General features: G+C 62.2%; 24 protein-coding genes, 1 tRNA gene and 3 pseudogenes. 10 read left to right on the top strand and 18 right to left on the bottom strand.

The features are described from left to right. Positions 1-275: 275 nt before the first annotated feature. The 4 genes and pseudogenes from acnA to A2G06_12420 form a co-directional block, all read right to left on the bottom strand. Positions 276-3,049: pseudogene (acnA, locus tag A2G06_12435) on the bottom strand (aconitate hydratase). 40 nt (positions 3,050-3,089) lie between these two features. Then, positions 3,090-3,650, bottom strand: coding sequence for a hemerythrin (locus A2G06_12430; protein ANA40942.1), 561 nt, complete (start codon positions 3,648-3,650; stop codon positions 3,090-3,092). A 37-nt stretch (positions 3,651-3,687) separates the two neighbouring features. Then, positions 3,688-3,846 (bottom strand): Rubredoxin, encoded by a 159-nt coding sequence (locus tag A2G06_12425; protein ANA40941.1) that lies wholly within the window; start codon positions 3,844-3,846, stop codon positions 3,688-3,690. Between the two features lie 77 nt (positions 3,847-3,923). Then, entirely contained in the window at positions 3,924-4,145 is a 222-nt protein-coding gene (locus A2G06_12420) for a ferredoxin (GenBank protein ID ANA40940.1), read from the bottom strand. Positions 4,146-4,422: 277 nt separating this feature from the next. Here A2G06_12420 and A2G06_12415 point away from each other — a divergent pair, with 277 nt between their 5' ends. Continuing rightward, positions 4,423-5,172: an iron-sulfur cluster repair di-iron protein gene (locus A2G06_12415; GenBank protein ID ANA40939.1), complete on the top strand. Its 750-nt coding sequence runs from the start codon at positions 4,423-4,425 to the stop codon at positions 5,170-5,172. A 260-nt stretch (positions 5,173-5,432) separates the two neighbouring features. Here A2G06_12415 and A2G06_12410 read toward each other — a convergent pair. After that, positions 5,433-5,529 (bottom strand) — tRNA-Sec (locus A2G06_12410). Between the two features lie 184 nt (positions 5,530-5,713). Between A2G06_12410 and A2G06_12405 the strand changes: the two genes are divergently transcribed. Beyond that, positions 5,714-6,520, top strand: coding sequence for a protein-disulfide isomerase (locus tag A2G06_12405; GenBank protein ID ANA40938.1), 807 nt, complete (start codon positions 5,714-5,716; stop codon positions 6,518-6,520). Positions 6,521-6,538: 18 nt separating this feature from the next. Continuing rightward, positions 6,539-7,264 carry a rhomboid family intramembrane serine protease gene (locus A2G06_12400; GenBank protein ID ANA40937.1) on the top strand — a complete coding sequence of 242 codons (726 nt, stop codon included), beginning with the start codon at positions 6,539-6,541 and terminating at the stop codon, positions 7,262-7,264. Between the two features lie 4 nt (positions 7,265-7,268). On the opposite strand, the gene A2G06_12395 is transcribed toward A2G06_12400, so the two are convergent. After that, positions 7,269-7,706: a hypothetical protein gene (locus A2G06_12395; GenBank protein ANA40936.1), complete on the bottom strand. Its 438-nt coding sequence runs from the start codon at positions 7,704-7,706 to the stop codon at positions 7,269-7,271. A gap of 174 nt (positions 7,707-7,880) precedes the next feature. On the opposite strand from A2G06_12395, the gene A2G06_12390 reads away from it, so the two are divergent. After that, positions 7,881-9,215, top strand: coding sequence for a transporter (locus tag A2G06_12390; protein ANA40935.1), 1,335 nt, complete (start codon positions 7,881-7,883; stop codon positions 9,213-9,215). A 2-nt stretch (positions 9,216-9,217) separates the two neighbouring features. Next, positions 9,218-10,309, top strand: a complete 1,092-nt coding sequence (locus A2G06_12385; GenBank protein ANA40934.1) for an AI-2E family transporter — start codon at positions 9,218-9,220, stop codon at positions 10,307-10,309. Between the two features lie 13 nt (positions 10,310-10,322). On the opposite strand, the pseudogene A2G06_12380 reads toward A2G06_12385, so the two are convergent. Next, positions 10,323-11,257: pseudogene (locus A2G06_12380) on the bottom strand (tellurium resistance protein TerC). Between the two features lie 86 nt (positions 11,258-11,343). Continuing rightward, positions 11,344-12,207 carry a protease HtpX gene (locus tag A2G06_12375; protein ANA40933.1) on the bottom strand — a complete coding sequence of 288 codons (864 nt, stop codon included), beginning with the start codon at positions 12,205-12,207 and terminating at the stop codon, positions 11,344-11,346. Between the two features lie 355 nt (positions 12,208-12,562). On the opposite strand from A2G06_12375, the gene A2G06_12370 reads away from it, so the two are divergent. Both A2G06_12370 and A2G06_12365 read left to right on the top strand, forming a co-directional pair. Then, positions 12,563-13,141, top strand: a complete 579-nt coding sequence (locus A2G06_12370; GenBank protein ID ANA40932.1) for a hypothetical protein — start codon at positions 12,563-12,565, stop codon at positions 13,139-13,141. A 137-nt stretch (positions 13,142-13,278) separates the two neighbouring features. Next, positions 13,279-14,157 (top strand): TonB-dependent receptor, encoded by an 879-nt coding sequence (locus A2G06_12365; protein ANA40931.1) that lies wholly within the window; start codon positions 13,279-13,281, stop codon positions 14,155-14,157. Positions 14,158-14,194: 37 nt separating this feature from the next. Here the strand turns inward: A2G06_12365 and A2G06_12360 are convergent, their stop codons facing one another. The 9 genes and pseudogenes from A2G06_12360 to A2G06_12320 all read right to left on the bottom strand — a co-directional run bounded on the left by A2G06_12360 (position 14,195) and on the right by A2G06_12320 (position 19,885). Then, complete coding sequence (locus A2G06_12360) at positions 14,195-15,064, bottom strand: UTP--glucose-1-phosphate uridylyltransferase (GenBank protein ANA40930.1); 870 nt, start codon at positions 15,062-15,064, stop codon at positions 14,195-14,197. A gap of 13 nt (positions 15,065-15,077) precedes the next feature. Beyond that, positions 15,078-15,983, bottom strand: a complete 906-nt coding sequence (locus tag A2G06_12355) for a 5,10-methylenetetrahydrofolate reductase (protein ID ANA40929.1) — start codon at positions 15,981-15,983, stop codon at positions 15,078-15,080. After that, positions 15,980-16,627, bottom strand: coding sequence for a 5,10-methylenetetrahydrofolate reductase (locus A2G06_12350; protein ID ANA40928.1), 648 nt, complete (start codon positions 16,625-16,627; stop codon positions 15,980-15,982). Before A2G06_12350 ends, A2G06_12355 begins: the two co-directional genes overlap by 4 nt. A gap of 24 nt (positions 16,628-16,651) precedes the next feature. Further along, positions 16,652-17,508 (bottom strand): annotated as a pseudogene (locus tag A2G06_12345) (bifunctional 5,10-methylene-tetrahydrofolate dehydrogenase/5,10-methylene-tetrahydrofolate cyclohydrolase). Positions 17,509-17,664: 156 nt separating this feature from the next. Further along, entirely contained in the window at positions 17,665-17,916 is a 252-nt protein-coding gene (locus A2G06_12340; protein ANA40927.1) for a transcriptional regulator, read from the bottom strand. A gap of 103 nt (positions 17,917-18,019) precedes the next feature. After that, positions 18,020-18,337: a hypothetical protein gene (locus A2G06_12335; GenBank protein ID ANA40926.1), complete on the bottom strand. Its 318-nt coding sequence runs from the start codon at positions 18,335-18,337 to the stop codon at positions 18,020-18,022. After that, on the bottom strand, positions 18,330-18,779 hold the full coding sequence (locus tag A2G06_12330; GenBank protein ANA40925.1) for a cell division protein DivIVA: 450 nt from the start codon (positions 18,777-18,779) through the stop codon (positions 18,330-18,332). The genes A2G06_12335 and A2G06_12330 overlap by 8 nt, the downstream gene beginning before the upstream one ends. Continuing rightward, a complete protein-coding gene (locus A2G06_12325) occupies positions 18,779-19,093 on the bottom strand; it encodes a hypothetical protein (protein ID ANA40924.1) in 315 nt (104 codons plus the stop codon). The genes A2G06_12330 and A2G06_12325 overlap by 1 nt, the downstream gene beginning before the upstream one ends. A 75-nt stretch (positions 19,094-19,168) precedes the next feature. After that, the gene (locus A2G06_12320) at positions 19,169-19,885 is read right to left on the bottom strand and encodes a ubiquinone biosynthesis methyltransferase UbiE (protein ANA40923.1); all 717 of its coding nucleotides are present in this window, start codon (positions 19,883-19,885) and stop codon (positions 19,169-19,171) included. A gap of 168 nt (positions 19,886-20,053) precedes the next feature. Here A2G06_12320 and A2G06_12315 point away from each other — a divergent pair, with 168 nt between their 5' ends. From A2G06_12315 to A2G06_12305, 3 genes are all read left to right on the top strand, one after another. Next, the gene (locus tag A2G06_12315) at positions 20,054-21,466 is read left to right on the top strand and encodes an adenylate cyclase (protein ANA40922.1); all 1,413 of its coding nucleotides are present in this window, start codon (positions 20,054-20,056) and stop codon (positions 21,464-21,466) included. Positions 21,467-21,574: 108 nt separating this feature from the next. After that, the gene (locus tag A2G06_12310; protein ANA40921.1) at positions 21,575-22,603 is read left to right on the top strand and encodes a peptidoglycan-binding protein LysM; all 1,029 of its coding nucleotides are present in this window, start codon (positions 21,575-21,577) and stop codon (positions 22,601-22,603) included. Positions 22,604-22,663: 60 nt separating this feature from the next. Beyond that, the gene (locus tag A2G06_12305; GenBank protein ANA40920.1) at positions 22,664-23,077 is read left to right on the top strand and encodes a DNA mismatch repair protein MutT; all 414 of its coding nucleotides are present in this window, start codon (positions 22,664-22,666) and stop codon (positions 23,075-23,077) included. 305 nt (positions 23,078-23,382) lie between these two features. Here the strand turns inward: A2G06_12305 and A2G06_12300 are convergent, their stop codons facing one another. Then, positions 23,383-23,835 carry a hypothetical protein gene (locus tag A2G06_12300; GenBank protein ID ANA40919.1) on the bottom strand — a complete coding sequence of 151 codons (453 nt, stop codon included), beginning with the start codon at positions 23,833-23,835 and terminating at the stop codon, positions 23,383-23,385. Between the last annotated feature and the right edge of the window lie 71 nt (positions 23,836-23,906).

Genomic DNA, 23,906 nt, shown 5'->3' with positions numbered 1-23,906 from the left:
GGAATGATGCCCGGCCGGCCTTTCAGTAAACCAGACATGATGGAGAGGGGAGTGGCGCATAGCCCAAAAGCAGCACCACTGTCTGTTGCTATGCCTGCTTTCATGTAACTGGGGCGCGCTCCATCCCATGGTCTGGAAAGAACTCCGGATGCCGTGCGAGAGGTGAAAAATGAGCACGATTCATGGCAGCGGCATACATTGCATTAAATGGGACCGCGCCGGAAACTGCTCACCATCATTGAGTGCACATGGACAAGGACCCTATTGATTTATTTTCAGTCTAACGCCTGGCGCAGCACATAGGGAAGAATCCCTCCATGACGGTAATAATCGAGCTCGTTGGGGGTGTCGATGCGGACCAGCACCGGGAATTCCCTGACGCTGCCGTCGGCGCTCAAGGCCCTGACCCGAATCGTGCCCCCGGGAACAAGGGATGAAAGCCCCTCGACATCAAAGGTTTCCAGTCCGGTGAGGCCGTGGGTCTCGCGGCTTTCGCCCACCATGAACTGGAGCGGCAGCACCCCCATGCCGATCAGGTTGGAGCGGTGGATCCGCTCGAAACTCTGCGCGATCACCGCGCGGACCCCCAGGAGCCTGGTCCCCTTGGCGGCCCAGTCCCGGGACGATCCGGTGCCGTACTCGGCGCCGGCCACGACGATGAGGGGAATGCCGTCCTGCTGGTAGCGCATGGCAGCGTCGTAGATGGGCATCGTCTCTCCCTGGTCCTGCCCCTGCGGGAAGTAGTTCGTCATCCCCCCTTCGACACCCGGCACCAGGAGGTTCCTGATCCGGACGTTGGCAAAGGTCCCCCGGACCATCACATCGTGATTGCCGCGCCGGGAGCCGTAGGAGTTGAAGTCTTCGGGCTTCACCCCCTGGCGATGGCGCCGGCCGGGGAGATGTGGTCGGTGGTGACCGAGTCTCCCAGGAGCGCCAGCACCCGGGCGCCACGGATATCGTCGACCGGCGCCGGCACGGCAGTGGCATCGGCGAAAAACGGCGGCTCCTTGAGATAGGTGGATGTTTCCTCCCACTGGTACAGTTCGCTCGCGGGAACGGGGAGCTCCTCCCAGGCCCCGTTGCCCCGCAGGATATCGGCGTAGCCGCGGCTGAAGTGCTCCGGCGTGACGTGGCGGCGCACCAGCTCGGCAACCTCCTCGTCGGCGGGCCAGATATCCTTGAGGTAGACCGGCTGGCCGTTCGGATCGACGCCGACCGGATCGCGGGTAAGATCCATGGCGATGTTGCCGGCCAGGGCATAGGCTACCACCAGGGGGGGCGAGGCAAGGTAGTTTGTCCGGACGTAGTTGTTGATCCGCCCCTCGAAGTTGCGGTTTCCCGACAGGACCGCCGCCACGGCGAGGCCGCCGTCCACAACGGCCTGGGCGATATGGTCGGGGAGCGGCCCGCTGTTGCCGATGCAGGTGGTGCAGCCAAAGCCCACCAGATGGAAGCGCAGCCCTTCCAGGTATGCCATGAGTCCGGCGGAGGCGAGATAATCGGTCACAACCCGTGAACCCGGGGCAAAGCTGGTCTTTACCCACGGCTTGACCTGCAGGCCCCGCTGCACGGCATTTCTGGCAAGGAGCCCGGCGGCCATGAGGACCGACGGGTTCGAGGTATTGGTGCAACTGGTGATGGCGGCAATCACGATGGAGCCGTGGCAGAGGTTGTAGGCCACGCCGTCGGGCTGCCTGACCGGCACGCACCGCTCCAGTGGGCCGAGCTTCTCGTCCGGCGGGGCGATGGAAAGCTCCGGGGCCACATAGCGGGGAGCCCCCCCGTCGCCGAGCCAGCAATCCAGGATGCTCCGGTCGATGCGGGCCGCCTCGTTCTGCATGAGTCCGGCCAGGGATTTCCGGAATGAGCCGCGCACCTCTGCGAGGGGTATCCGGTCCTGGGGGCGGGAAGGGCCGGCCACACACGGCTCCACGGTGCCGAGATCCAGCTCGATGGTGTCCGAGTACCACGGCTCCGGCTGGTCGGGACCGTACCACAGGCCCTGCTCCCGAAAATAGGCTTCGATGAGGGGTACCAGAGCGGCCCTGCCGGTGAGACGCATATAGTCGAGCGTCTGTTCGTCCACCGGGAAAACTCCGATGGTCGCCCCGTACTCGGGGGCCATGTTGCCGATGGTGGCGCGGTCGGCAACCGTGAGCGAGGCGAGCCCCGGACCGAAGAACTCCACGAACGCGCCGACCACCCCCTTCTTGCGAAGCATCTGGGTGACCGTGAGGACCAGGTCCGTTGCCGTTGCCCCGGGAGGCAGCCTTCCCGCGAGCCGAAACCCCACCACCCGGGGGATCAGCATGGAGCAGGGCTGGCCCAGGAGCGCCGCTTCCGCCTCGATTCCCCCCACCCCCCACCCCACGACTCCCAGGCCGTTGACCATGGTGGTGTGGGAATCGGTGCCGACGATGGTGTCGGGATATATCCATTTCCTGCCGTTCTGTTCGGCCACCATGGCAATTTGGGCGAGGTATTCGAGATTTACCTGGTGACAGATGCCGGTATCGGGCGGGACCACCCGAAAATTGCGGAACGCCCTCTGTCCCCAGCGGAGAAACTGGTAGCGCTCGCGGTTGCGCCGGAATTCGAGATCGGCATTCGTCTCGGGGGCCGAGAGGGTGCCGTACCGGTCCACCTGCACCGAATGGTCGATGATGAGGTCGGCCGGCTGCAAGGGGTTGATCCGGGCAGGATCGCCGCCCAGCCGCCTCAGGGCCGAGCGCATGGCGGCAAGGTCGGCGATTGCCGGCACGCCGGTAAAGTCCTGGAGCAGAACCCGGGCCGGCATGAACTGGATTTCACGGTCCGGGAGAGTCCGGGGATGCCAGTGGCCGAGCGCCACGATATCGTCGCGTTTGACCGCAACACCGTCCTCGCGGCGCAAAAGGTTTTCCAGAAGAATCCTGATCGAGTAGGGAAGGCGCGAAATGTCCGCACGGAACGACTCGGCGAACTTCGGCAGGGAGTGGTAGTTGTAGCGGGATCGGCCGACGGCCAGGGTCGCTCGGCTTCCGAAACTGTCGGGGCTGTTTCGTGGCATGCTCTCACCTCACACCGTCTTGTGCTGAATATCTGAGCGATTACAGTCTGTGCGATTGTTCTGCCAGCATTTCGGCCATGGTCACGAGCCGGTGATGCTCATCCTTCCCGATCGATTCTTCTACCAGGTCGAACTTGTGCAGTAATTCCCGCTGCTCCTCCCCATTGAGAATCTTGTCGGTCATGGGAAACAGCAGATAGTTTTCCTTCCAGATGTGGCTGGGATAGAGGTTCACCAGTCCTTGCAGGCTTGCGCGCAAGGGGCCGGTCGCCTCGGCGTTCCCCTTCCCGTAAGCTTCTGCGGCTTCAGCCAACTCCATAACAAGCTTTCTGCCGCTCTGATGCTCATGGATGAGGATCCCCAGGGGGCAGCCGGTCACCGGCACCCCCTTTGCCTCAAGGAGAGGAAAGAGGTGATGCTCTTCCTTGCCGTGATGGCACGTATCAGCGAACATCCGCATGAACTCCACCAGGTCCCGGAGGATGCCGCAGTCCGGTCTTTTCCCCGCATCCAGCCCGCCGGCAATAGCGGCCATGACGCCCACCACCGTCTGGATAACGTGATGTTCCTCTTCCAGTATTTCGGTCGCTTTTTTCTCCATTTTCCCCGTCCTCCCTGGGGTGGGCCACCCTCTCCGTTCAAGCCGGCACGAACATGTTTTTGGCAACTCCGCATACCGGACAGACCCACTCCTCTGGAAGCTCCTCAAACGGGGTTTCGGGCGGGACACCGTTCAAAGGATCGCCCACGAAGGGATCGTAAACATACTGACAAACGGTGCAGATCCAACGCTGCATTTACAGGCTCCTTTTTTCCGCGCCACAGCTTCACGTGGCTGACGAATGGCGGAGGCTTCTGCCGGCCGTGGCCCGGATCAGGCAAAACTCCTCAGATAGTCGGGCTCGGTACTCCAGTTGATGCACGAAACCGGGCAGACATCAATGGCACCATGTTGGATATCGTCCTCGGATGCGCCATTGGGGTCATAGCATTCCGCCTTGTTTTCGTCATCGAAACGGAACACCTCGGGAACGTTGTCCACACAGAGCCCGCAGCTTATGCATTCTTCCTTGTCAATCCATGGTGCCTTGATCATGGGCATCCTCCGGGTAAAAGTTTAGGCGCCGAACGCGTTCGGCGCCTCTTGGGCGCGTGACAAGCCTGAATTTGGGTGCTGCGAGTAGCACCAAGGGTACTACACTTCCAAAAGAATGCAACTCAGGCAGATGATTGACGCGTTAATTCCAGTTGATAGCGGCCATTGGCCGGCGGCATTCTCCAGGCCTGAACTGAAGCGTTTCTGGCAGGGACTTGAACGTGCAGGGGAACGTGATAACGTTAGGTGTATTTCTACCCGTCCGAAAGGGGAAAACATGAACGAGCCGAAGAATTCACGAGAGGAAGAAGCAGTGGGCAAAACCATCGGCGATTTTGTTGCCGAGGACTACCGGACCGCGGGAGTTTTCGAGAAATACGGGATTGATTTCTGCTGCGGTGGAAATGTCGCGCTTTCTACCGCCTGCCGGCAAAAGGGAGTCGATCCAACCCTGATCTTGCAGGAGATCGAGGCTGCGAAGGCTGAACCGGTCGCGCGGAGCGAGAACTTTGCGGCGTGGGAACTTCCGTTCTTGGCAGACTATATCGTCACTGTTCACCATGGGTACATCAAAGAGAATGTCGGGCAGATTGTCTCCCATGCCCACAAGATTGCCGAGGTCCATGGCTCTCGGCATCCCGAGCTGACCGAGATCGCCGCCATGTTCGACAGGGTTGCAGCCGATCTGACAGCCCACTTGCGCGAGGAGGAAGAAATCCTTTTCCCGGCACTGAAACGGGCTGACTCGGCAAGAGCGGCAGGGAAGAAGCTGGAGCAACAGGATGTCGACGCAATGAGAGGGAATTTGGCGAAATTGCGCCGAGAGCACGAAGAGGTGGGCGATATGGTTCATGCCATCCGCCGCCTTGCCAAAGATTTTGCGGTCCCCGGCGACGCCTGTAACACCTACGCGGTCACATACAAAAAACTGAAGGAATTCGAGGACGACCTCCATAAGCATGTGCACCTCGAAAACAATATCCTTTTTCTGAAAGCAGAAAGATATCTGGTTCCCCCGCTGGCATGAGGGTGTGACGGGCTGGGTGCCTGTCGGGCTTGCCGTTCTGGGACGGCCTGGGGCGGAATTCGGCATAAACCTGCCGACACTGCGGCATGCTCACATCTGTTGCTGGATGCAGGCTCGCTTAAAAGGAGAACGCGGGCACGTGGTGACTCCCTCGATGATGGCATGGCCGTAGCTGGCGACCATCTGCGTCAAAATCTGCGTCAAGCATGCTTACGTGAGGTGAGGAGGCAAGTCGTAATTGTCTAACTACTTGAAATAATTGGCGGAGGCACATGGGAATCGAACCCACCTGGGAGTTTTCTCAACCCCCACACCGGTTTTGAAGACCGGGCGGCCCACCAGCGACCGACGTGCTCCGTGACAGGAGGGCGAAACAGGAAAGACATGCGTAAAATAGAATATTTTCGGGGATAAAACAACATCTATTTTCGGTCGGTTCCCGTTCAGTCGTGTCGGGGGGTCGCGGATATGTAACTTGATGAAACTTGTATTAAATGGTATCACTGGACCATTAGGCGAAACGTTTTACCACGGAGGTATCATGACGAAACGACTGATCAACTCCTGTCTGGTCGGAGTGCTGTTTGCCGTGCTGGCAGCCGGCTCTGCCCTCGCTTCCCCGAAGGAGGCGGCCAAGGAGGAAAGCCCCGAATCGATGATCAAGGCGCTTTTTCCCACGCTGCCCTTGTCGGGCGTGAACAAAACCGCCATCGACGGCCTCTACGAGGTAATTACCGACGGCAACGTCATCTATATCCATCCGAAAACCGGCCATGTCTTTATCGGCAATCTCTTCACCAGGGAAGGCAAGAACCTGACGGCAGAGGCGAGCAGTCGCCTGGTGGCGGAGCGCTACAAGCTCATCACCGCCGCCGACAAGGAAAAGGCGGTGAAGGTGGGCACCGGCAAGTACGAGGTCATCGAGATTACCGACCCCGATTGTCCCTACTGCCGCAAGATGCACGAATACTGGGGGCGCAGGCCGGACGTGACCCGCTACGTGTTCTTCCTCCCCCTTGCCATGCACCCCGATGCCGAGAAAAAGATCCGCTACATCCTGGCAGCAGAGAACAAGGAGCTTGCGTTGTGGGAGGTCTATTCGGGCGAATTGGACAATAAACGCGAGGTGCTCGACGCTCCCCGGGACGACAAGGGGCTGCTTGCCGCCCATATGGCGATCGTGGCCAAGCTGGGCGTGAACTCCACCCCCACCTTCTGGGTGCAGGGAACCTATGTGAGCGGCGCCAATACCCAGCTCATCGAGAAGGTGATCGGCACGTGCAAGACCGCCGAGGGGATGGCTCCCGGTGCCCCCGTCAAGTGCGAGGACGAGGGGCAGAAGAAATAGCGGAGGCCCCGCACTTCCGTGATCCCGCTTAAGGACTACAACCCGACGCGACGCTTGCCAGTGGTGAGCGTCGCGCTCATCATTCTCAATTGTGCCGCGTTCCTGTTCGACCGGTACGCCGGGCACTACGAGCCGCTGCTCGTGGAGACGGCCCGGGGGTTGGTTCGAACGCGGCAGTTCGTTGGAGGGCTTTCGGCGGACTACTCGCTGGTTCCCGCCGAGCTCACCTCCCATCCCCTCCTGGCCTGGCCCACCATCATCACCTCCATGTTCCTCCACGGCAACTGGCTCCACATCGGCTCAAACATGCTCTACCTCTGGATTTTCGGCAACAACGTGGAAGACGTGCTTGGGCGGTTCCGCTTCGTGGTGTTCTATCTGGGCTGCGGCACCGTGGCGGCCCTGGCCCAGGTGGCGAGCGCGCCCGGCTCCGGCATGCCGATGGTGGGGGCCAGCGGCGCCGTGGCGGGCGTCATGGGGGCCTACCTGCTCCTGTTCCCCCATGCGCGGATACTGACGCTGGTGCCGATCATCTTCTTTTTCACCTTCATCGAAGTGCCGGCATTCATCATCATCGGCTGGTGGGTGCTCATCCAGTTCCTGAACGCCAACTGGCTCGGCGGGGGGGAGTTGCGGGGCGGCGTGGCCTACTTCGCCCATATCGGCGGGTTTGTGGCAGGGATCGTGGGGCTCTGGCTTTCCGGGGCGGTGCGCCGGAGGGGCGGACCCTACCGGCGCGGGTAACCGTTCACGGAGATCCGTAGAAAGTGTGGAACCGGGCGGTGCCGCTCATGCGCTCTTCCGACAGGTAGTACCGGTAGAAAAACCGTATGGTCTTGGGCTTGGTCGCCATGGCGGCACGCACCGGTATGGAGAAAGCGGCACGTTCGCCGATGGCGAACTGGTTGGGGAAGAAAAGGAACGTCCCCGCCCCGATGGGGGTTCCCCCGTCGTCCAGCAGGGTGGCAGCCAGTTCCAGATCGTGGATGTAGTAGTAGGTTCTGTTCTCGGCCACGCCGTCGATGGTCGTGCCATTGGCGCCGACAGTGGTCTTCCAGTAAAAGGCAAAGTCGAAGAATTCATATTTGTTCGGGTAGGTATCGGCCGGACGCAACGAACCGGTCGTTTGAGCGCACGCTGCAGTCAGGAGCAGCATCAGGGCGGGCACAAGATGTCTCGCGTGCATGGGACCTCCTTCGAATGGCTGCTGCGCCTTGGAGTGGTGCCGGCGTCGAGACGGTTTTTCGGCTTCTTTGGCGGGCCATGATGTTACTATGCCAAAATTGTGCTACCATTCAACTGCTGAATGTGATGCAGTGCATGAATTCTTTCCATGCCCGGGAGGTACGTTCCAACATCCATGATTGAAGAGTTATTGGTCATCCTTGTCCTTATTCTCGGCAACGGATTTTTTGCCGGCTCGGAGCTTGCCATCATTTCCGCCCGCAAGGGGAGAATTGCCCAACTGGTCGAAGCCGGCGATTCCCGCGCCCAGATTGTGGAACGACTGCAGAATGATCCCCACCGCTTTCTGGCCACGGTTCAGGTGGGGGTGACGGTGGTGGGCTCTCTCGCCTCCGCCGTGGGCGGCGCTGCTGCGGTGCAGTCGGTCAAGCCGCTGCTGCAGGCGGTTCCCGTCGACTTCATCCGCCAGGCGGCAGAGCCTCTGGCCATCGGCTTGGCTGTGGCGCTCATCTCGTATCTTTCCCTCATCTTCGGTGAACTGGTCCCCAAGACCATGGGCCTCCAGTATGCGGACCAGATGGCGCTCCGCGTGGCCAAGCCGATCAATTTCCTGGCAAAGGCCGCCGGGGTGGTGGTCAGTTTTCTCACCATCTCCAACAAGGCGGTGCTCGCCATGATGGGGATCAAGGCCGAGGGGAGCCAGGCGTTCGTCACCCGCGAGGAGGTCCAGCACATCGTTGCCGAGGGGCACGAGGCAGGAGTGTTCAGCGCCACAGAGCAGGAGTACATCAGGAACATCTTCGATTTCACCCACACCTGCGTCCGCGAGGTGATGGTGCCCCGCACCCGCATGGTGGCGCTCGATCTGGCGCGCCCCCGGAAGGAACTGGTCCGGAAGGCGCTGGACAACATGTATTCGCGCTATCCGGTCTACCGCGGGAGCATCGAAAACGTCATCGGCTTCATTCACGGCAAGGACCTGCTGGGGAGGACCGTGACCGATCCGGAGTTTTCCCTGGAGTCGATCGTCCGCCCTCCCTTCTATGTGCCGGAGGGGAAAAAGGTCAACGAGCTCCTCAAGGAGATGCAGCGGCTCAGGATTCACATGGCGCTGGTGGTCGACGAGTATGGCGGCATCAGCGGGCTGGTCACCACGGAGGACCTGCTGGAGGAGTTGGTGGGCGAGATCGAGGACGAGCACGACATCGGCGAGCCAGGCACCGTGCAGCGGCTGCCGGACGGCAGTCTGCTGGTGGACGCCCTCATGTCGATCGGCGACCTGGCAGACCTGCTCAAGATCAAGCTGGCAGAGGATGTTCCCTATGACACTCTTGCCGGCCTCATTCTCGACCAGTTGGGACGCTTCCCCGAGCGGGGCGAGACGGTGGAGTGGGACCGCTTCAGCCTCATCTGCGAGGAGGTCAAGCGGACGGCGATCGTCAAGGTGCGCATCGTGGAAAATCTGCCGTCCCAGGCAGGGGACGGGCAGCACAGAGCGGAGCAGGAGTAGGCATGGACCGGGGACACTTTTTGGCGCTGCTCGGGTTCCTTACCGTCACCCTCGTGCTGTACCTGGTCTATGCCATTGTGGCGCCGTTTCTGGCACCATTGGGATGGGCCGCGGTCATCGGCGTGCTCACCTTTCCCCTCTATCGGAAGCTCCGGGCCGTGGTCGGCGGCAGGGAGCTGCTGGCCGCGGGAGTAATGACCCCCGCGGTGGTCATCACCCTCGTGGTTCCCGTGATCGGTCTTACGTTCTTCGTCGTCCAGGAGGCAACCCTTGCCTACCAGTTTCTGGAGCGAGTCGCCGCCGACGGGGGAGAGGCGGTGCTGGCCAAGATTCGGGCCCACCACCTGATACACCCCTGGATTACGCGGATCGAGGCCTACACCGGCCCCCTCAGCCTTGAGATCGACACCACCTTCCTCCCCGAGGTAAAGGAGGTGGCGGCCAAGGTCCTCGGCTACTCCAAGGAAGCGGTCAAGAACGCCTTTCTCTTCATCCTCAAGATCATCCTGATGGTGATCGCCCTGTTCTTCATTTATCTCGACGGCGAACGGGTCCAGCGCCGGGTCCTTGCGATCATTCCCCTTCCCGAGCAGCACAAGGCCGAACTTACCGACACCGTCCGCCGGGTGCTCACGGCGGTCATGTTCGGCGTTTTTCTCACCTGCCTGGTGCAGGGCGCCCTGGGCGGCATCGGCCTGTTGGTTGCCGGCATCCCCTCGCCGGTCCTCTTCGGCGCCATGATGGCGGTCTGCGCCCTGATCCCGATGGTGGGGACGGCCCTCATCTGGCTGCCTGCCGCCATCTATCTGCTGCTCAACGGGGAAGTCGCTCGGGGGGTCGGGCTCATGATCTGGGGCTTTGCCGTGGTAAGCTCCATCGACAACGTGATCCGTCCCTTTTTCATCAGCGGCAAAGCCAAGCTGCCGGTGCTCGTCATTGCCATCGGCGGCCTGGGAGGGCTTGCCTCCTTCGGACTGCTGGGGGCCGTTATCGGGCCCCTCGTGCTTGCCCTGTTCCTGGCGCTCTTCGATATGTATCAGAAGGAAATGGCGGGGTCCGACGCTAACGCCGGGCCCCGCCCGGAGGAGGGGTAGGGGAACGGTTTCGTCACACGCGCTGGGCGGCGCGGGCTCTCCGGTTGCCGATGGTGACCGAGGTGATGATCGAGATTGCCAGAACCCCCACGATGGTTCCCAGGGAAAAGATGATGGGGATGTGGTAAATGTCCACCAGCAGCATCTTTACCCCCACGTAGGCGAGGATCACGGACACGCCCAGCTTCAGGTAGACGAACATCTCCATCACGTTGGCCAGCAGGTAGTAGAGGGAGCGGAGTCCCATGATGGCGAACACGTTGGAGGTATAGACGATAAAGGGGTCACGGCTCACCGCCAGTACTGCCGGGATGGAATCAACGGCAAAGATCAGGTCGCTCGATTCCACCATGACCAGGGCCAGGAACAGCGGCGTGGCCGCCCGTACTCCCCCTTTCTTGACGAAAAAACGGTCGTCGCGAATCCGTTTCGTGATCGGCACCAGCTTGCGCACGAGCCGCACCATGGGATTTTTTTCCGGCTCGATCTGTTCCTCTCCGCCGAAGGCCATCTTGAATCCCGTCACCACCAGAATCCCGCCGAACACGTAGATCATCCAGTGGAACCGCTCGATCAGCCTATGCCTGCCAGGATGAAGATCGCCCGCAATACCAGTGCGCCGATGATACCCCACTTGAGGATCTTGGGCTGGTGGACCTTGGTGATGTGGAAGTAGGAAAAGATCATGATGAAGACGAAGAGGTTGTCCACCGACAGGGACTGTTCGATGAGATAGCCGGTGAAGAACTCCATCGCCTTTGTGGGACCCATCTCGAAGTAGATCCAGGCGTTGAACGACAGTGCCAGCGAAACCCAGACCAGGGTCCAGGTCAGGGCTTCGCGGAACTTGATCTCATGGCTCTTGCGATTGAACACCCCCAGGTCGAGGGCGAAAACAACCAGCATAATGACGGCAAAGCCGACCCACATCATCGTAGTGATTTCCATTCAGGGTAACTCCGGGATCTATGATTGGATAGGGGGGCGGAAGGATGCCGGGTAGCGCTCCTGCCGCCCCGCCGCTGCAAGGGGAGCTAGAAGTTTCTGCTGTACGCCATGGCTTCGAGCCGGGCGATCCGCTCTTCCATGGGGGGGTGGGTGGAGAAGAGCTTGAACAGCGATCCGCCGCTGAGCGGGTTGACGATGAAGAGGTGAGCTGAAGCCGGCGACGCCTGCTGCATCGGGACCATCTGGGATGCCATCTGGAGTTTGCGCAGGGCATTGGCCAGGGACTGGGGGTTGCCGCAGATGCGCGCGCCCGACTCGTCCGCCAGGTACTCGCGGGAGCGGGATACCGCCATCTGGATCAGCATGGCGGCGATGGGGGCGATGATCGCCATGGCCAGGCCGCCGATCATGCCGCCGGCCCCTTCCTCGTCGTCGCTCCGGCCGCCGCCGAATATGGCCGCCCACTGGAGCATGTTGCCGAGCATGGAGATGGCGCCGGCAAAGGTCGCCGCAATGGTGGACACCAGGATGTCGCGGTTTTTCACGTGGGCCAGTTCATGGGCCATGACCCCTTCGAGCTCCTCGGGGGAGAGGATGCGCAGGATACCCTGGGTGGCGGCCACGGCCGCGTGGTTGGGGTTGCGGCCGGTGGCGAAGGCATTGGGACTGTCGCTGGGAATGATGTAGACCCGCGGCATGGGCAGGCCTGCCTGGACGGACAGCCGGCGCACCATGCCGTAGAAGGCCGGGTTTTCGGTCTCGGTGATCTCCTTTGCCCCGTACATGGAAAGGACGATCTTGTCCGAGAACCAGTAGGAAAAGAAGTTCATGGCACAGGCCATGAAGAAGGCGAAGACCATGCCGGTCTTGCCGCCGATGGCGCTTCCCATGGCCACCATGAGAAGGGTGAGCAGGGTCAGGAGCAGGGTGGTCTTGAGTCGGTTCATCATGTGTTGGTACCTCCGGTTGGTTATGCGTTATGGCCGGGGCAAACAAAAAAGACCTTTACCCGCGGCGCGACTGAGCCTTGGATAAAGGTCTTGCATGCTGTAACGCTCAACATCGGGATCAATGTTTCACGAAGCCCCGGGCCCGGGTGTTGCCACCGTGATGACGAGCCGTGGGTCGGCGCATATGGATGGATCGCGCCGATTGCTACTCCCCTTTAACAAGGAAAATGATAATCAGCCGCCCCAGCGATGTCAAGGGTTTTCGTGGCAGCACATTCCAGTCCTTGCATATCACCGGTACATGCTGTACCATCCCCGTCGCTTTCGGCCATTGCATCTGAAAGGAACGCCTTCCGTGGACGCAGCCGTTTTTATCACGACCTTCGGCATTATCTTCCTAGCCGAACTGGGCGACAAGACCCAGCTTACCGCCATGGCCCTGGCCACCCGCTACCCCTGGAAGAAGACTTTCATCGGCATCGCCCTGGCGTTCGCGGTTCTCAACGTGGGTGCCGTGGCTCTGGGCAAGTTCCTCTTTGCCGTGCTTCCCATTTTCTGGATCAAGCTTGTCTCCGGCGGTCTCTTCCTCTTCTTCGGCATCTCTACCCTCCGGGGGGGCGACGGCGACGGGGACGGCGAAAAAGGCCCCGCCTCGGCCAGGGGACCGGTGCTCACGGCTTTTCTGATGATCCTGCTGGCCGAGCTGGGCGACAAGACCCAGCTCGTCACCACCAGCCTGGCAGCCCAGTACGAATCGCCCCTGTCGGTGTTTGCCGGCTCGACCCTGGCCCTCTGGGGAGTATCGCTCCTGGGCATCTTCATCGGCAAGCAGCTCATGCGGGTCATCCCCCTCGGCACGATTCACCGGGTGGCAGGGGTGCTCTTTCTCGTTTTCGGCCTCGCCATCCTCTACCAGACCTTCACCGGGCCTTGAGCGATTGCATTTTTCGGGGCGGCCCCGTACAATTGTCCCTGTTTGAGCGGATGACGGCAGGGTGATTCGCGGGCCGCTCCGGCAGCCCCTGCCCAGTCGCCGTTCCCGTGATCCGGATTCCCCTCCCCGAGAGCCCGATGTCCGACAACTACGTCGAAAAATCGTTTCTATACCTTCTGGTCCTTTCGCTTCTCCTTCATGCGGGCGTGTTCGCCTTTTTTCTCGCATTTCCGCAGCAGGGGCAGATGGTCCGCCAGGAGCCGATCATGATCGACCTGGAAGACATCCCCGACCTGTCCTCCCAGCCGCCGGCGACCGACAGGAAGGAGGCCCGGCGCTTTGCCGAAGAACGGCACCGCGTCCCCCGGGAAATGGCCCCTCGCGGCGATATGGACCGGGACCGGATCGCTTCGCTCCCCTCGCAGCAGCGGCCGCGAATGGCTCCCCAGCCCTATGCCCCGGCACAGCGCGAGCCGGCGGCCCGGGAGCCGGCGCCCGGCGATATCCCCGTGCGGGAACCCCCGCGGGGCGGGGGTGGCATCCTGAAGCCGCGGACCAGGGGAGAGAACCTGCCGGACATGGCCCAGCTCATGCCGAGCGCGGAGCGGCTGGCAAAGATCGAGGAAAACTACAGGAAAAGGTTCAGTGACGATGTGGCGGAGGGGGACACCAAGTTTCTCGACACCGACGACATCCAGTTCGGCTCGTTCCTGCGCCGCTTCGAGAATGCCGTCTACGGCGTCTGGCGCTATCCGGCCGATGCGGCGCGGTTGGGCATTGAGGGGGTTGTGCCGGTGAAGATCACCTTCAATCGCTCGGGAGAGATAGAAAAGTACGAAATTTTGCAGAGTTCGGGGAGCCGCATCCTCGACGACGAGGTGGGGCGGACCCTCTCTACCATCAAGAGGGGGGGCACGGTGGGCGCCTTTCCCCGCGGCTACGCCAAGGAGCACTTCCACCTGGTCGCGTTTTTCCAGTACGGCATCGTGCGCGGCGCCAGCCGTTCGCTCCGCTGACGCCGGCGCAGCCCGTCCGCACCCCTTATCCCTGTTTTCAGCCCCTGGCCAGCACTTCCCGCAGATAGTCCCGGAACTCCCCGTTGAACTCCTCCCGTTTGAGGGCCATGTCCACCGTGGCCTTCAGGAAGCCGAGCTTGTCGCCGCAGTCGTGGCGCTTCCCCTCGAACAGGCAGCCGTAAATGGCCTCTTCCCGCGACAGGGTGAGCAGGGCGTCGGTGAGCTGGATTTCACCACCCTTGCCCGGGGTCTGGCGCTCCAGAACGGGAAAAATGTCGGGGGTGAGGACGTAGCGGCCGATGATGGCCATGTCCGAGGGGGCCTCCTCGCGGGGGGGCTTTTCCACCAGGTCGGTCACCTCGAAGACCCGGTCGGTGATCCCCGTTGCCTTCACGCAGCCGTAGGATGAGATGGACTCGAGGGGCACCTTTTCCAGGGCCACGACCGGGCCCCGGTATTTGCGGTAGACATCCAGGAGTTGGCCCAGGCAGGGTTGTTCCGCGTCGATGATGTCGTCCCCCAGCAGGACCGCGAAGGGCTCGTCGCCCACGAATTCCCTGGCGCAGAGGATGGCGTGGCCGAGCCCCAGGGCCTGCTTCTGCCGGACGTAGAAGATCTTCACCATGTCGGCGATCTCCCGCACCTCCTGGAGCATGTCGTCCTTCCCCTTTTCCTGGAGCAGCGCTTCCAGCTCGAAGGAGATGTCGAAGTGGTCCTCGATGGCCCGTTTGCTCCGGCCGGTCACGAAGAGGAGTTGCTCGATGCCCGAGGCAACCGCCTCCTCCACCACGTACTGGACCAGCGGCTTGTCGATCAGGGGAAGCATCTCCTTGGGAGATGATTTGGTTGCCGGAAGAAACCGGGTACCGAGCCCCGCCACCGGAAATATCGCTTTTTTTACCTGCATGATCCGACTCCTTTCAGATCGTAGTCTGTTCCGAATTGCCCCGCTCCATGCCGTCAACGATGGCGGGGACCAGGTCCTCCCGCCCCATGGCCATGATGTGGACTCCATCGCAGAAGGGCCTGACCGCCGCCACGGTCCTCCGGGCTATCTCGATCCCGGCGGCCAGCGGGTCGCCGGCACTCTCCAGCTCCGCAACAAGCTCGGGGGGGACCTTGAGGCCCGGCACCCGCTCCGTCACGTAACGGGCCATGCCGGGTGACTTCAGCAACAGGATGCCCGCGATGACCTTCATGCCCAGGGGATGCGCCGCATCGGCGAACCGGGCGAACCGTTCCGGGGAGAAGACCGCCTGGGTCTGGATGAAGCGGGCTCCGGCAGCCGCTTTCTTTGCCAGCTTGGGGAGGGTGAGGGCGAAGGGTTCCGCTTCGGGGGCCGCCGCGGCGCCGGCAAAGAACGATGTGGCGCCGGTGAGGGTCGAGCCCGAGAGGTCCCGCCCTGTGTTGAGCCCGGCAATGATCCGCAGGAGCTGGACCGAATCCAGGTCGAACACCGGCTTGGCCTCCCGGTGATCGCCGAAGGTGATGAAGTCGCCGGTGAGCGCCAGCACGTTGGTGATCCCCAGGGCGGAGGCGGCCAGCAGTTCGCTCTGGAGCGCCATCCGGTTGCGGTCGCGGCAGGTGAGCTGAAGGATGGGCTCGATCCCTTCCCGCACCAGCAGCGCCGCCGGAGCCAGGGGGGAAATTCGCATGTTGGCCCCCTGGTTGTCGGTGACGTTCACGGCATCGACGACCGGGCGCAGGGCCCGGGCCTTGCGGAGGAATTCGGTACAATCGCTCCCCTTGGGCGGGCAGACCTCCGTGGTGACGATGAAGCGGCCCGCGGCGAGGCCGGCGCTGAGTGCGGATGACGTAGCGGTCATGTGTCGAGTTTCAGGTCCGCGGGCCGGCTGCTGGCGGAGAAGTCGGCAGGGGGAGTGGTGTCGGCCAGGGGGCCCGCTTCCGCCTGACCCTGGAGGCGGGTGAATATCTGGTGCCAAGCGCACTCGGCGTTAGGGTTCACCTCGCAGCGCCCTTCGTCCATCCCCCCGCAGGGGCCGTTGAGGATGCCCTTGGGGCAGAGCGTCACGGGGCAGATGCCGGCGGTCTCGTTCAGGCGGCAGGCCCCGCACAGGGAGCAGCGCTGCTCGAACTGGCCGAATCGGCGGATATTGCCGAGGAACAGGGTGTCGAGGCCCGCCACGGTCCGCTTGTCCGTGCCCGCGGAAACCGACTGGACCCCGGCGCCACAGGCGAGCACCAGGAGCGCTTCGGCGCTGCGGACCATTTCACCCTTGGCCCGGAGGTCCCGCTGGACCCGCAGCAAGTGGCACGCCTCATCGATGACGATGGAGCCGGTCACCTCCCGGCCCGCCTCGGTGAGGCGCTCCTGCATCTGCCAGACCTGTTCCTCGCCGCCGGCCTTGCAGACGGTGGCGCACTTGGCGCAGCCGATCACGAAGACCCGGGAGACGCCGTCCAGGGCGGCCAGGATATCGGTGAAGGGTTTCTGCCTGCTGACTATCATCGCGATTCCGGTGTCGGGACCCGGCTAGCCCTTTCCGGAACCCGCCATTTTCGCGGCCTCAAGGGTATTGTGCAGAAGCATGGTGATGGTCATGGGGCCCACCCCGCCGGGGACCGGCGTGATAGCCGAAGCCCGCTCGGCTGCCGCGGCGAATTCCACGTCTCCCACCAGTTTCTTTTCCCCCACCCGGTTGACGCCCACGTCGATGACAACCGCGCCTTCCCTGATCCAGTCCCCTTTGATCATCTCGGGCACCCCGACGGCGGCGATGACCACGTCGGCGGCCCTGACCCGGCCGGGGAGGTCGCGGGTCTTCGAGTGGCAAATGGTGACGGTGGCGTTGCGCTGGAGGCACATGAGGCAACCGGCTTGCCCACGATATTGGAGCGTCCCACCACCACGACCTCCTTGCCGGCCAGGTCGACTCCCGCCTCCTGCAGCATCACCATGACGCCGTAGGGGGTGCAGGGCTGGAAGGTCGGCTTGCCGGTCACCAAGCGCCCCACATTGTAAGGATGGAAACCGTCCACATCCTTGGCGGGGGAGATGGCCTCCAGGACACGATCCGCGTTGATCTGCGGCGGAAGGGGGAGCTGCACGAGGATGCCGTGGATCGCCGGATCGTTATTGAGCTCGTTGATGAGCGCGAGGAGCTCCTCCTCGGTCGTTTCCGCGGGGCGCGTGATCTTCACCGAGTGCATGCCGAGCTTGTTGCAGGCATCGCCCTTCATCCGGACGTAGACTTCGCTGGCGGGGTCGCTGCCCACCAGGACCGTGGCGAGGCCGGGGGTTATTCCCCTGGACTGCAGTTCTTTCACCTGGGCGGCGAGGTCCGCCCGGATCTTTTCGGCAATGGCTTTTCCGTCGATGATCGTGGCCATGGGTGGGCTCCTTCTGGATGTGCGTCCCGGTAGGGGAGAATGGTGAGAACAGCCACAGAATGATACGGAAAGGTGACCGTGTTGTAAAGTCAGATTCCCCGCCCTGCTGGATAAAAAAATCCCCCGGCAGGGCCGGGGGATCTGGTTGGCGCGGTCCTATACCGCGGAGGGGCATCCTGCGCACGAGCCCCCCGAGGGGCAGGCAGGCGCATCGGATGTGCCGGAACCGCCGGAGTTGTAGCCCTGGGCGTACCAGCCGCCTCCTTTGAGGGCGAATCCGCTCTGGGAAATGAGCTTGCGCACCGGGCCCCCGCAAGTGGGGCACTCGGTGGCCGGGGCATCGGAAAATTTCTGACGCAGCTCGAACTGCTTGTCGCACGCGTCGCAGCGGTATTCATAGAGTGGCATGGGACAACCTCCTGAAAAATCGTTACGATTCACTATAAGTATCCCCCCCTCGGTTTGTCAACCCCGCGGGAGCGTTTCCGACGCCGCGCTTAGATGCTGCGGCCTACCGGCGGCCGCCTTCGAGCAGGGCCCGCACGGCGGCTGCGTCGGAGCCGGAAACCCTGATGGTTTTGTGGCGGGACTTTTCGCCGGCTATGATGGCGACGCAGGACTTGGGCACGCCGAGCCGCTTGGCGAGGAATTCGACGCAGAGGCGGTTCGCCTCACCCTCCACCGGTGGCGAGGTGAGCCGCAGCTTGATTGCTTCCCCCTGGACGCCGCAGACTTCGTTGCGGGACGCCCGGGGCTGCACGTGGACCGAAAAGGTGACGCCGTCGGCGGATTCGGTAATCCGCGGTGCAGGGGAAGGGGTGTCAGGCATCCTCAAGGGAGATCATTTTGTAGTGGGTATCGAGCAGGGCCTTGAAGGCGCTTTCGAACTGGAGCTTCTGGCGACGGAGATCCTGGAGCTGCTCGTTGAGCTGCCCGAGCCTGCGCTCGGCGTCCACGAGGATCTTCTCCGCCTTCACCTCCGCCTCGGAGACGATGAGCGACGCCTCCTTCTGGGCGTTGGCCTTCATCTCCTCGGTGATCTTCTGGGCCGCGAGCATGGCCTCGCGCAGCTCGCGCTCCTGGCGCGCCGTCTGTTCGGCGTCGGCGGCCGCTTTCCGGCACTGCTCGCGCAGATCGGTGTTTTCCCTGATGAGCCCCTCCATCTCCTGGGCCACCAACTGAAGAAACGAATCCACATCCTCCGGGTCGATGCCGCCGAGCATCTTGCCCTTGAACTGCTGCTGCTGGATGTCGAGGGGGGTTATTTTCATTACATGGCCCCTGCGCCGAGCTTCATCCGGAAGGCGAAGTCGTAGATGGTCCTGATCACGAAGCTCTGAATAAAGTAGATGGCCACCAGCACCAGGATGGGGGAGAGGTCGAGGCCCCCCAGGTCCGGAAGGATCCGCCGGACCCGTGAGAGGACCGGCTCGGTGCTGCGGTAGAGGAAGTTCACGATCGGATTGTAGGGATCGGGGTTCACCCAGGAGATGATGGCCCGGGCAATGATGATGTAGAGGTAGATCGTCAGGAGAATGTCGGCGATCTTTGCGATGGCGAGCAGAAAATTGGCGACCACGAACATGGGGGAGCCCCTTGGGGAGAAATGACAACGGCCGTTGTTATACCGGAATCCGGGGCGCGATGTCAAGAAACTACGCTATTTCAGCCCTTTTTCGCCCGTGTAGATGGTGGCTATGCCGAAGGTCTGGTTCCGGTGGGCAGTATCGCGGAAGCCGACCGAGGCCATGAGCGCCTTGAACTCCTCCTGGCTCGGGAACTCCAGCACCGAATCGGGCAGGTACTTGTAGGCGCTGAACTGCGAGAACAGTCCGCCGATTACGGGAAGGACCCGGAGGAAATAGAACGAGTAGATGCTTTTGAAGAGCCGCGAGCGGGGGGTGGAAAATTCGAGGATGACCGCCCGGCCGCCCGGCTTGAGGACCCGCAGCATCTCGGAGAGCCCCTGGCGGCGGTCCACCACATTGCGGATGCCGAAGGCGATGGTCACCGAGTCGAAGGTGTCATCAGGGAAGGGGATTGCCTCGCAGGGGGCGATTTCCATGGTGATCCGGCCCGCGTAGTGGGAGCCGGCCACCTTGTGGCGTCCCAGGGTCACCATCCCCTCGGAAAAGTCGACGCCAACGATGGCGACCGACGGCGGCGTCTGCCGGGCGATCTCCAGGGCCACGTCGCCGGTGCCGGTGGCCACGTCGAGCACGCGCCCCCCCTCGCTCCACCGTATGCATTTGACGGCGTTTCGACGCCAGCGCCGGTCCACGCCGAAGCTCAGGAGCCGGTTGAGAAAGTCGTAGCGGGGGGCGATGTCGCTGAACATGTCGCGGATGCGCTCGCCTTTTTCCGTAAGCCGGTACATGATATTTTTCTGTCCTTGCCACCAAAGAAGTGATATAAATCCAAATTCTTCGCACGTTCTGAACAAAGCCTGTCGTTTGTAGCACAAAACGGCCCGTCCTTGCCAGTACTTTCGAGGGGCGGCGCATGGGCGGGGCTTAACCTTTTCCGGGATAAACGGGGCAGCCGCGTGTTTCATCTGATCCGCTGGCAGGATATTGCCGACATCATCATCATGAGCTTCCTGGCCTACCGGCTCTATAGCTGGTTCAGGCACACCCGCGCCATGCAGGTCCTGATCGGGCTCGGGATCCTGGCCGGGGTCTATTTCGTCACCCGCAACCTGGGACTGTTCATGACGAGCTGGATTCTCCAGGAGCTCGGCACGGTCCTCTTCGTCCTGATTATCGTCGTGTTCCAGGCGGAAATCCGCCAGGCCCTGTACCGCTTCAGCCTGCTGCGGACCTTTATCGGCCGGCAGGAGGGGGGGGGCGAGCTCGACCTGGCGGAACTGGGCCGTACCGTTTTCGGCCTGGCGCGGGAGAGGACCGGCGCCCTCATCGTCCTCCAGCGCCAGGAGGCCCTGGACGACTACCTCCTGCACGGGGTGAAGGTCGACGGCCTTCCGAGCAGCCACCTCCTGGGCAGCATCTTCCGGAACGGCACCCCCCTGCACGACGGCGCCGTGATCATCAAGGACGGCCGGGTGAGCCAGGCGTCGTGCCACCTGCCGCTCTCCATGAAGACAGAGCTCCCCCAGAACTTCGGCACCCGCCACCGGGCCGGCATCGGGCTCAGCGAACGGTCGGACGCCGTGGTCATCATCGTGTCGGAAGAGCGGGGCGAAGTAGGCATGGCGCTTGCAGGAGAATATCGGAAGATCGCCTCTCCGGAGGAGTTTGCCGAGGTGGTCCGGGGGCTGCTCTATCCCCAACGCCCTGAAAACGTTGCCTTTACCCTGCGCCAGCGTCTCCTCCGCAACCTGGTGCCGAAAATGGTCATCACGCTCATTGTTATTGCCGGTTGGCTGGTGGTGACCACCAAGGAGGGCGGGATTTTTACGGTCACCGTGCCGATCAAGTTTCACAACCTCCCCTCCAGTTCGGTTCTTGTGAAGAGCGTTCCCGAGTCGGTGGAGGTCCAGCTCAAGGTCTTCACCAGCCTCATCCCTTCGCCCAAACAGCTTGACCTGGTGGCCGACCTGAACCTGGCGGCCGTACACGATGGGGTCAACAGCCTCGCGGTCAAGGATGATGATCTGAATCTGCCCCTGGGAGTGGTCGTGACCGGCATCAATCCACCGGTGGTGAAGGTGACCATTGCGGGCAAGGAGCGTAAGCAGCTCCGGGTGCGGCCGAAGCTTGCGGGACAACTCCCGGGCAGGGCAAAGGTCAGGGGCGTGACGGTGGACCCCGATGCGGTGATGGTGGAGGGCCCCGGCCATCTCCTGGAAGGGCTCGAATCCCTGCCCACGGAAACCGTGGATCTTTCCGCCCTGCGCCGGGGCGGAGTCGTGGAGCGGCGGGTCGTCTCGCCGTCGCCCCAGATCAGGGTGTTGCGTGATGAACCGGTCCGGGTGACAGTGGTTACTTCCGGTAAGTAGTTGATGTGCCGTGCCTTTAAAGGAAAAAGTTTGACATTGGTGTGACGGTTTGTTACAAAATGCGACCTATCACACGGTGTTTAATAAAACAAAAAGGAAGGGGGATACATGAGTATACGATTGCGACTTACCACCTTCGTCCTCATCCTCTTGGCCTTACCCTCCTTGGCGCTTGCCGCCAAAAGCCATAAAGTAAAAAAGAACGAAACCCTCTCTTCCATAGCCCGCAAGTATCACGTCCGCGTCGCCGATCTCAAAGCAGCCAACAACCTTGCCAATACTCGCGTAAAACCAGGCACCATTCTGGTCGTTCCTCCCCGTTCCGAGGCAGCCGCGTCGGAGCCCGCGGCCGAGGTCGCGACGTACAAGGTGCGCAAGGGCGACACTCTGATCCGGATCGCCCGCAAGACCGGCGTATCCGTGGATGATCTGCGCCGGTTGAACAGCCTTGGCAAGAACGGAATCAAGGCCGGCCAGGTTTTGGCGCTTCGGACCGTTGCCGACGAGGGGCAGCCGGCCAGGAAGCTTGCCCTCAAGAAGCCTCTCAAGAGCCTCGACATCTACAATGAAAGCGAATACGAGCGCAGCCTCGCGGAACTCGTGGGCGAGAACGGCGAAGACTCCCAGGCCGATTTCACCAAGGGGGTAACCCTCGGCGGCGACGGCGTCACCGAGTTGAAAAAGACCGCCTACAGTTTCATCGGCACTCGTTATCGCTTCGGCGGCACCACCCGCAAGGGGCTCGACTGCTCAAGCTTTGTCCAGCACGTCTTCCGCGAGCTCGACGTGACCCTCCCCCGCACCGCCCGCGAGCAGTTCCATGTGGGCAACCCGGTAGCCACCGGAGACCTCCAGAAGGGCGACCTTCTTTTCTTCCACACCTATGCTCGTTTTCCTTCCCATGTGGGCATCTACCTCGGCAACAACAAGATGATTCACGCCTCCTCCCGGGACCGGCGGGTGGTCATTTCCTCGATCGATACCCCCTACTACCGCGCCCGCTTCATCGGTGCCAAGCGGATTTCGCAGATCAACCCCGATATCCTCGCGCTGGACGACCTGCTGAGCGGCGCGGAAGAAGAAGGACTCGAAGAGATCCTTGCCAACGACACCCTCGGCGTTGGCCTGCTGAAATAGCTCCTGTCAGTCAATCACTCAAGAATCCGGTCCGTGGGCCGGATTTTTTTTTAAGGCATCATGTACCCGCTCATCGTCACTGCCGCCATTATCGAGCACAACGGCCTGATTCTCCTGACCCGACGGAGGCCGGACGCGCCCTATCCGCTGCTCTGGGAGTTCCCGGGGGGCAAGCTGGAACCCGAGGAACATCCCGAGGCGTGCATCGTCAGGGAGGTGCGGGAGGAGCTTGCCATGGAGGTGGCCGTGGAGGGTATCTATGATGTGATCTACTACCGCTACCCGGAGCGGTCCGTGATGGTGCTGGCCTACCGCTGCACCTGGACCGGCGGTGAACTGCAGGAACTGGACGTGGCCGGGCACCGCTGGGTGACGCCGGCGGAGGTGCCCGCCTTCGATCTTCTCCCGGCGGATATTCCGCTCGCTGCCAGGATAGCACGAGAATTCGGCACTGCGGGTTCTTCTCGCCCATAAGCCCCACCAGGCAGCGATGCGGAGGAGGCCCGCATCGCCAACCGGCCCCCCACTCCCTCAACACGATTCTTCAGCATCACCTCTAAACGGATGCCATGGTGCCCGGCAAAGGGACAATGCCTGCTTTGTCAGGAAGGACGCGACGGTGCAGCGGTCCATGGTCCGGCTGGTGGGAACCCTTGGGTGGGTCGGACGGAAGGTCCGGGAGCGGCTGAAGGAGTTGGAGGGCAGGGACGCGCGGGCAGAGGAAACGAAAAAAGGCGGCCACCATGGGGTGAGCCGCCTTTTGCATTGCTGTCGGCCGGTTACTTGCCGGCGATCCTGATGCCCGGAGCGAAAATGATCTTTTCGAAGGTCCGGTTGAGGGTCTTGCTGTGGAAGTTGAGCATGGGCGGCGAATCGGGGAACTCCACCTGGTCGCCGACCTTGACCTTGGTCTGCATGACGGCAACCCAGAGCTTCTGGCCCTTCTCTTCCACCTCCAGGTAGGTGTAGCCGGCAGCGTCCATGGTCGAGAGGACCTTGCCCTTGTGGCCTACGCCAGCGGGGACTTCAACCGGCTTGAGACCGGCGTGGGGGTCACCGCCGCCGTGAACGGCATCCTTGGGCATTTCACCCTGGGGGGCGGCCGGCATGCCGGCGGGCATACCGCTCTGCTGTTGCGGTGCGGGCGCAGTCTCGGGGGCCTTGGGCTTATCCTTGCATCCGGCAGCGGCGAGCAATACAACGGCGAGCGCAACCAATACTGATCTTTTCACCTGAATCCTCCTGTGGTTGGTTTATCACAAGGGCAAAAGCTACCATACATCCCGAATATTTTACAACAGCA

Source organism: Geobacter anodireducens (genome assembly GCA_001628815.1).
GTDB classification, from domain to species: domain Bacteria; phylum Desulfobacterota; class Desulfuromonadia; order Geobacterales; family Geobacteraceae; genus Geobacter; species Geobacter anodireducens.
The sequence above is the reverse complement of the archived record's forward strand: the minus strand, read 5'-3'. Positions and strand labels throughout refer to the sequence as shown.

Bases quoted from the DNA above. Each gene is read 5' to 3' on its own strand.
- A2G06_12430 (ANA40942.1), bottom strand. From the start codon at position 3,650: ATGGAGAAAAAAGCGACCGAAATACTGGAAGAGGAACATCACGTTATC.
- A2G06_12425 (ANA40941.1), bottom strand. From the start codon at position 3,846: ATGCAGCGTTGGATCTGCACCGTTTGTCAGTATGTTTACGATCCCTTC.
- A2G06_12420 (ANA40940.1), bottom strand. From the start codon at position 4,145: ATGATCAAGGCACCATGGATTGACAAGGAAGAATGCATAAGCTGCGGG.
- A2G06_12415 (ANA40939.1), top strand. From the start codon at position 4,423: ATGAACGAGCCGAAGAATTCACGAGAGGAAGAAGCAGTGGGCAAAACC.
- A2G06_12405 (ANA40938.1), top strand. From the start codon at position 5,714: ATGACGAAACGACTGATCAACTCCTGTCTGGTCGGAGTGCTGTTTGCC.
- A2G06_12395 (ANA40936.1), bottom strand. From the start codon at position 7,706: ATGCACGCGAGACATCTTGTGCCCGCCCTGATGCTGCTCCTGACTGCA.
- A2G06_12390 (ANA40935.1), top strand. From the start codon at position 7,881: ATGATTGAAGAGTTATTGGTCATCCTTGTCCTTATTCTCGGCAACGGA.
- A2G06_12385 (ANA40934.1), top strand. From the start codon at position 9,218: ATGGACCGGGGACACTTTTTGGCGCTGCTCGGGTTCCTTACCGTCACC.
- A2G06_12375 (ANA40933.1), bottom strand. From the start codon at position 12,207: ATGATGAACCGACTCAAGACCACCCTGCTCCTGACCCTGCTCACCCTT.
- A2G06_12365 (ANA40931.1), top strand. From the start codon at position 13,279: ATGTCCGACAACTACGTCGAAAAATCGTTTCTATACCTTCTGGTCCTT.
- A2G06_12360 (ANA40930.1), bottom strand. From the start codon at position 15,064: ATGCAGGTAAAAAAAGCGATATTTCCGGTGGCGGGGCTCGGTACCCGG.
- A2G06_12355 (ANA40929.1), bottom strand. From the start codon at position 15,983: ATGACCGCTACGTCATCCGCACTCAGCGCCGGCCTCGCCGCGGGCCGC.
- A2G06_12350 (ANA40928.1), bottom strand. From the start codon at position 16,627: ATGATAGTCAGCAGGCAGAAACCCTTCACCGATATCCTGGCCGCCCTG.
- A2G06_12340 (ANA40927.1), bottom strand. From the start codon at position 17,916: ATGCCACTCTATGAATACCGCTGCGACGCGTGCGACAAGCAGTTCGAG.
- A2G06_12335 (ANA40926.1), bottom strand. From the start codon at position 18,337: ATGCCTGACACCCCTTCCCCTGCACCGCGGATTACCGAATCCGCCGAC.
- A2G06_12330 (ANA40925.1), bottom strand. From the start codon at position 18,779: ATGAAAATAACCCCCCTCGACATCCAGCAGCAGCAGTTCAAGGGCAAG.
- A2G06_12325 (ANA40924.1), bottom strand. From the start codon at position 19,093: ATGTTCGTGGTCGCCAATTTTCTGCTCGCCATCGCAAAGATCGCCGAC.
- A2G06_12320 (ANA40923.1), bottom strand. From the start codon at position 19,885: ATGTACCGGCTTACGGAAAAAGGCGAGCGCATCCGCGACATGTTCAGC.
- A2G06_12310 (ANA40921.1), top strand. From the start codon at position 21,575: ATGAGTATACGATTGCGACTTACCACCTTCGTCCTCATCCTCTTGGCC.
- A2G06_12305 (ANA40920.1), top strand. From the start codon at position 22,664: ATGTACCCGCTCATCGTCACTGCCGCCATTATCGAGCACAACGGCCTG.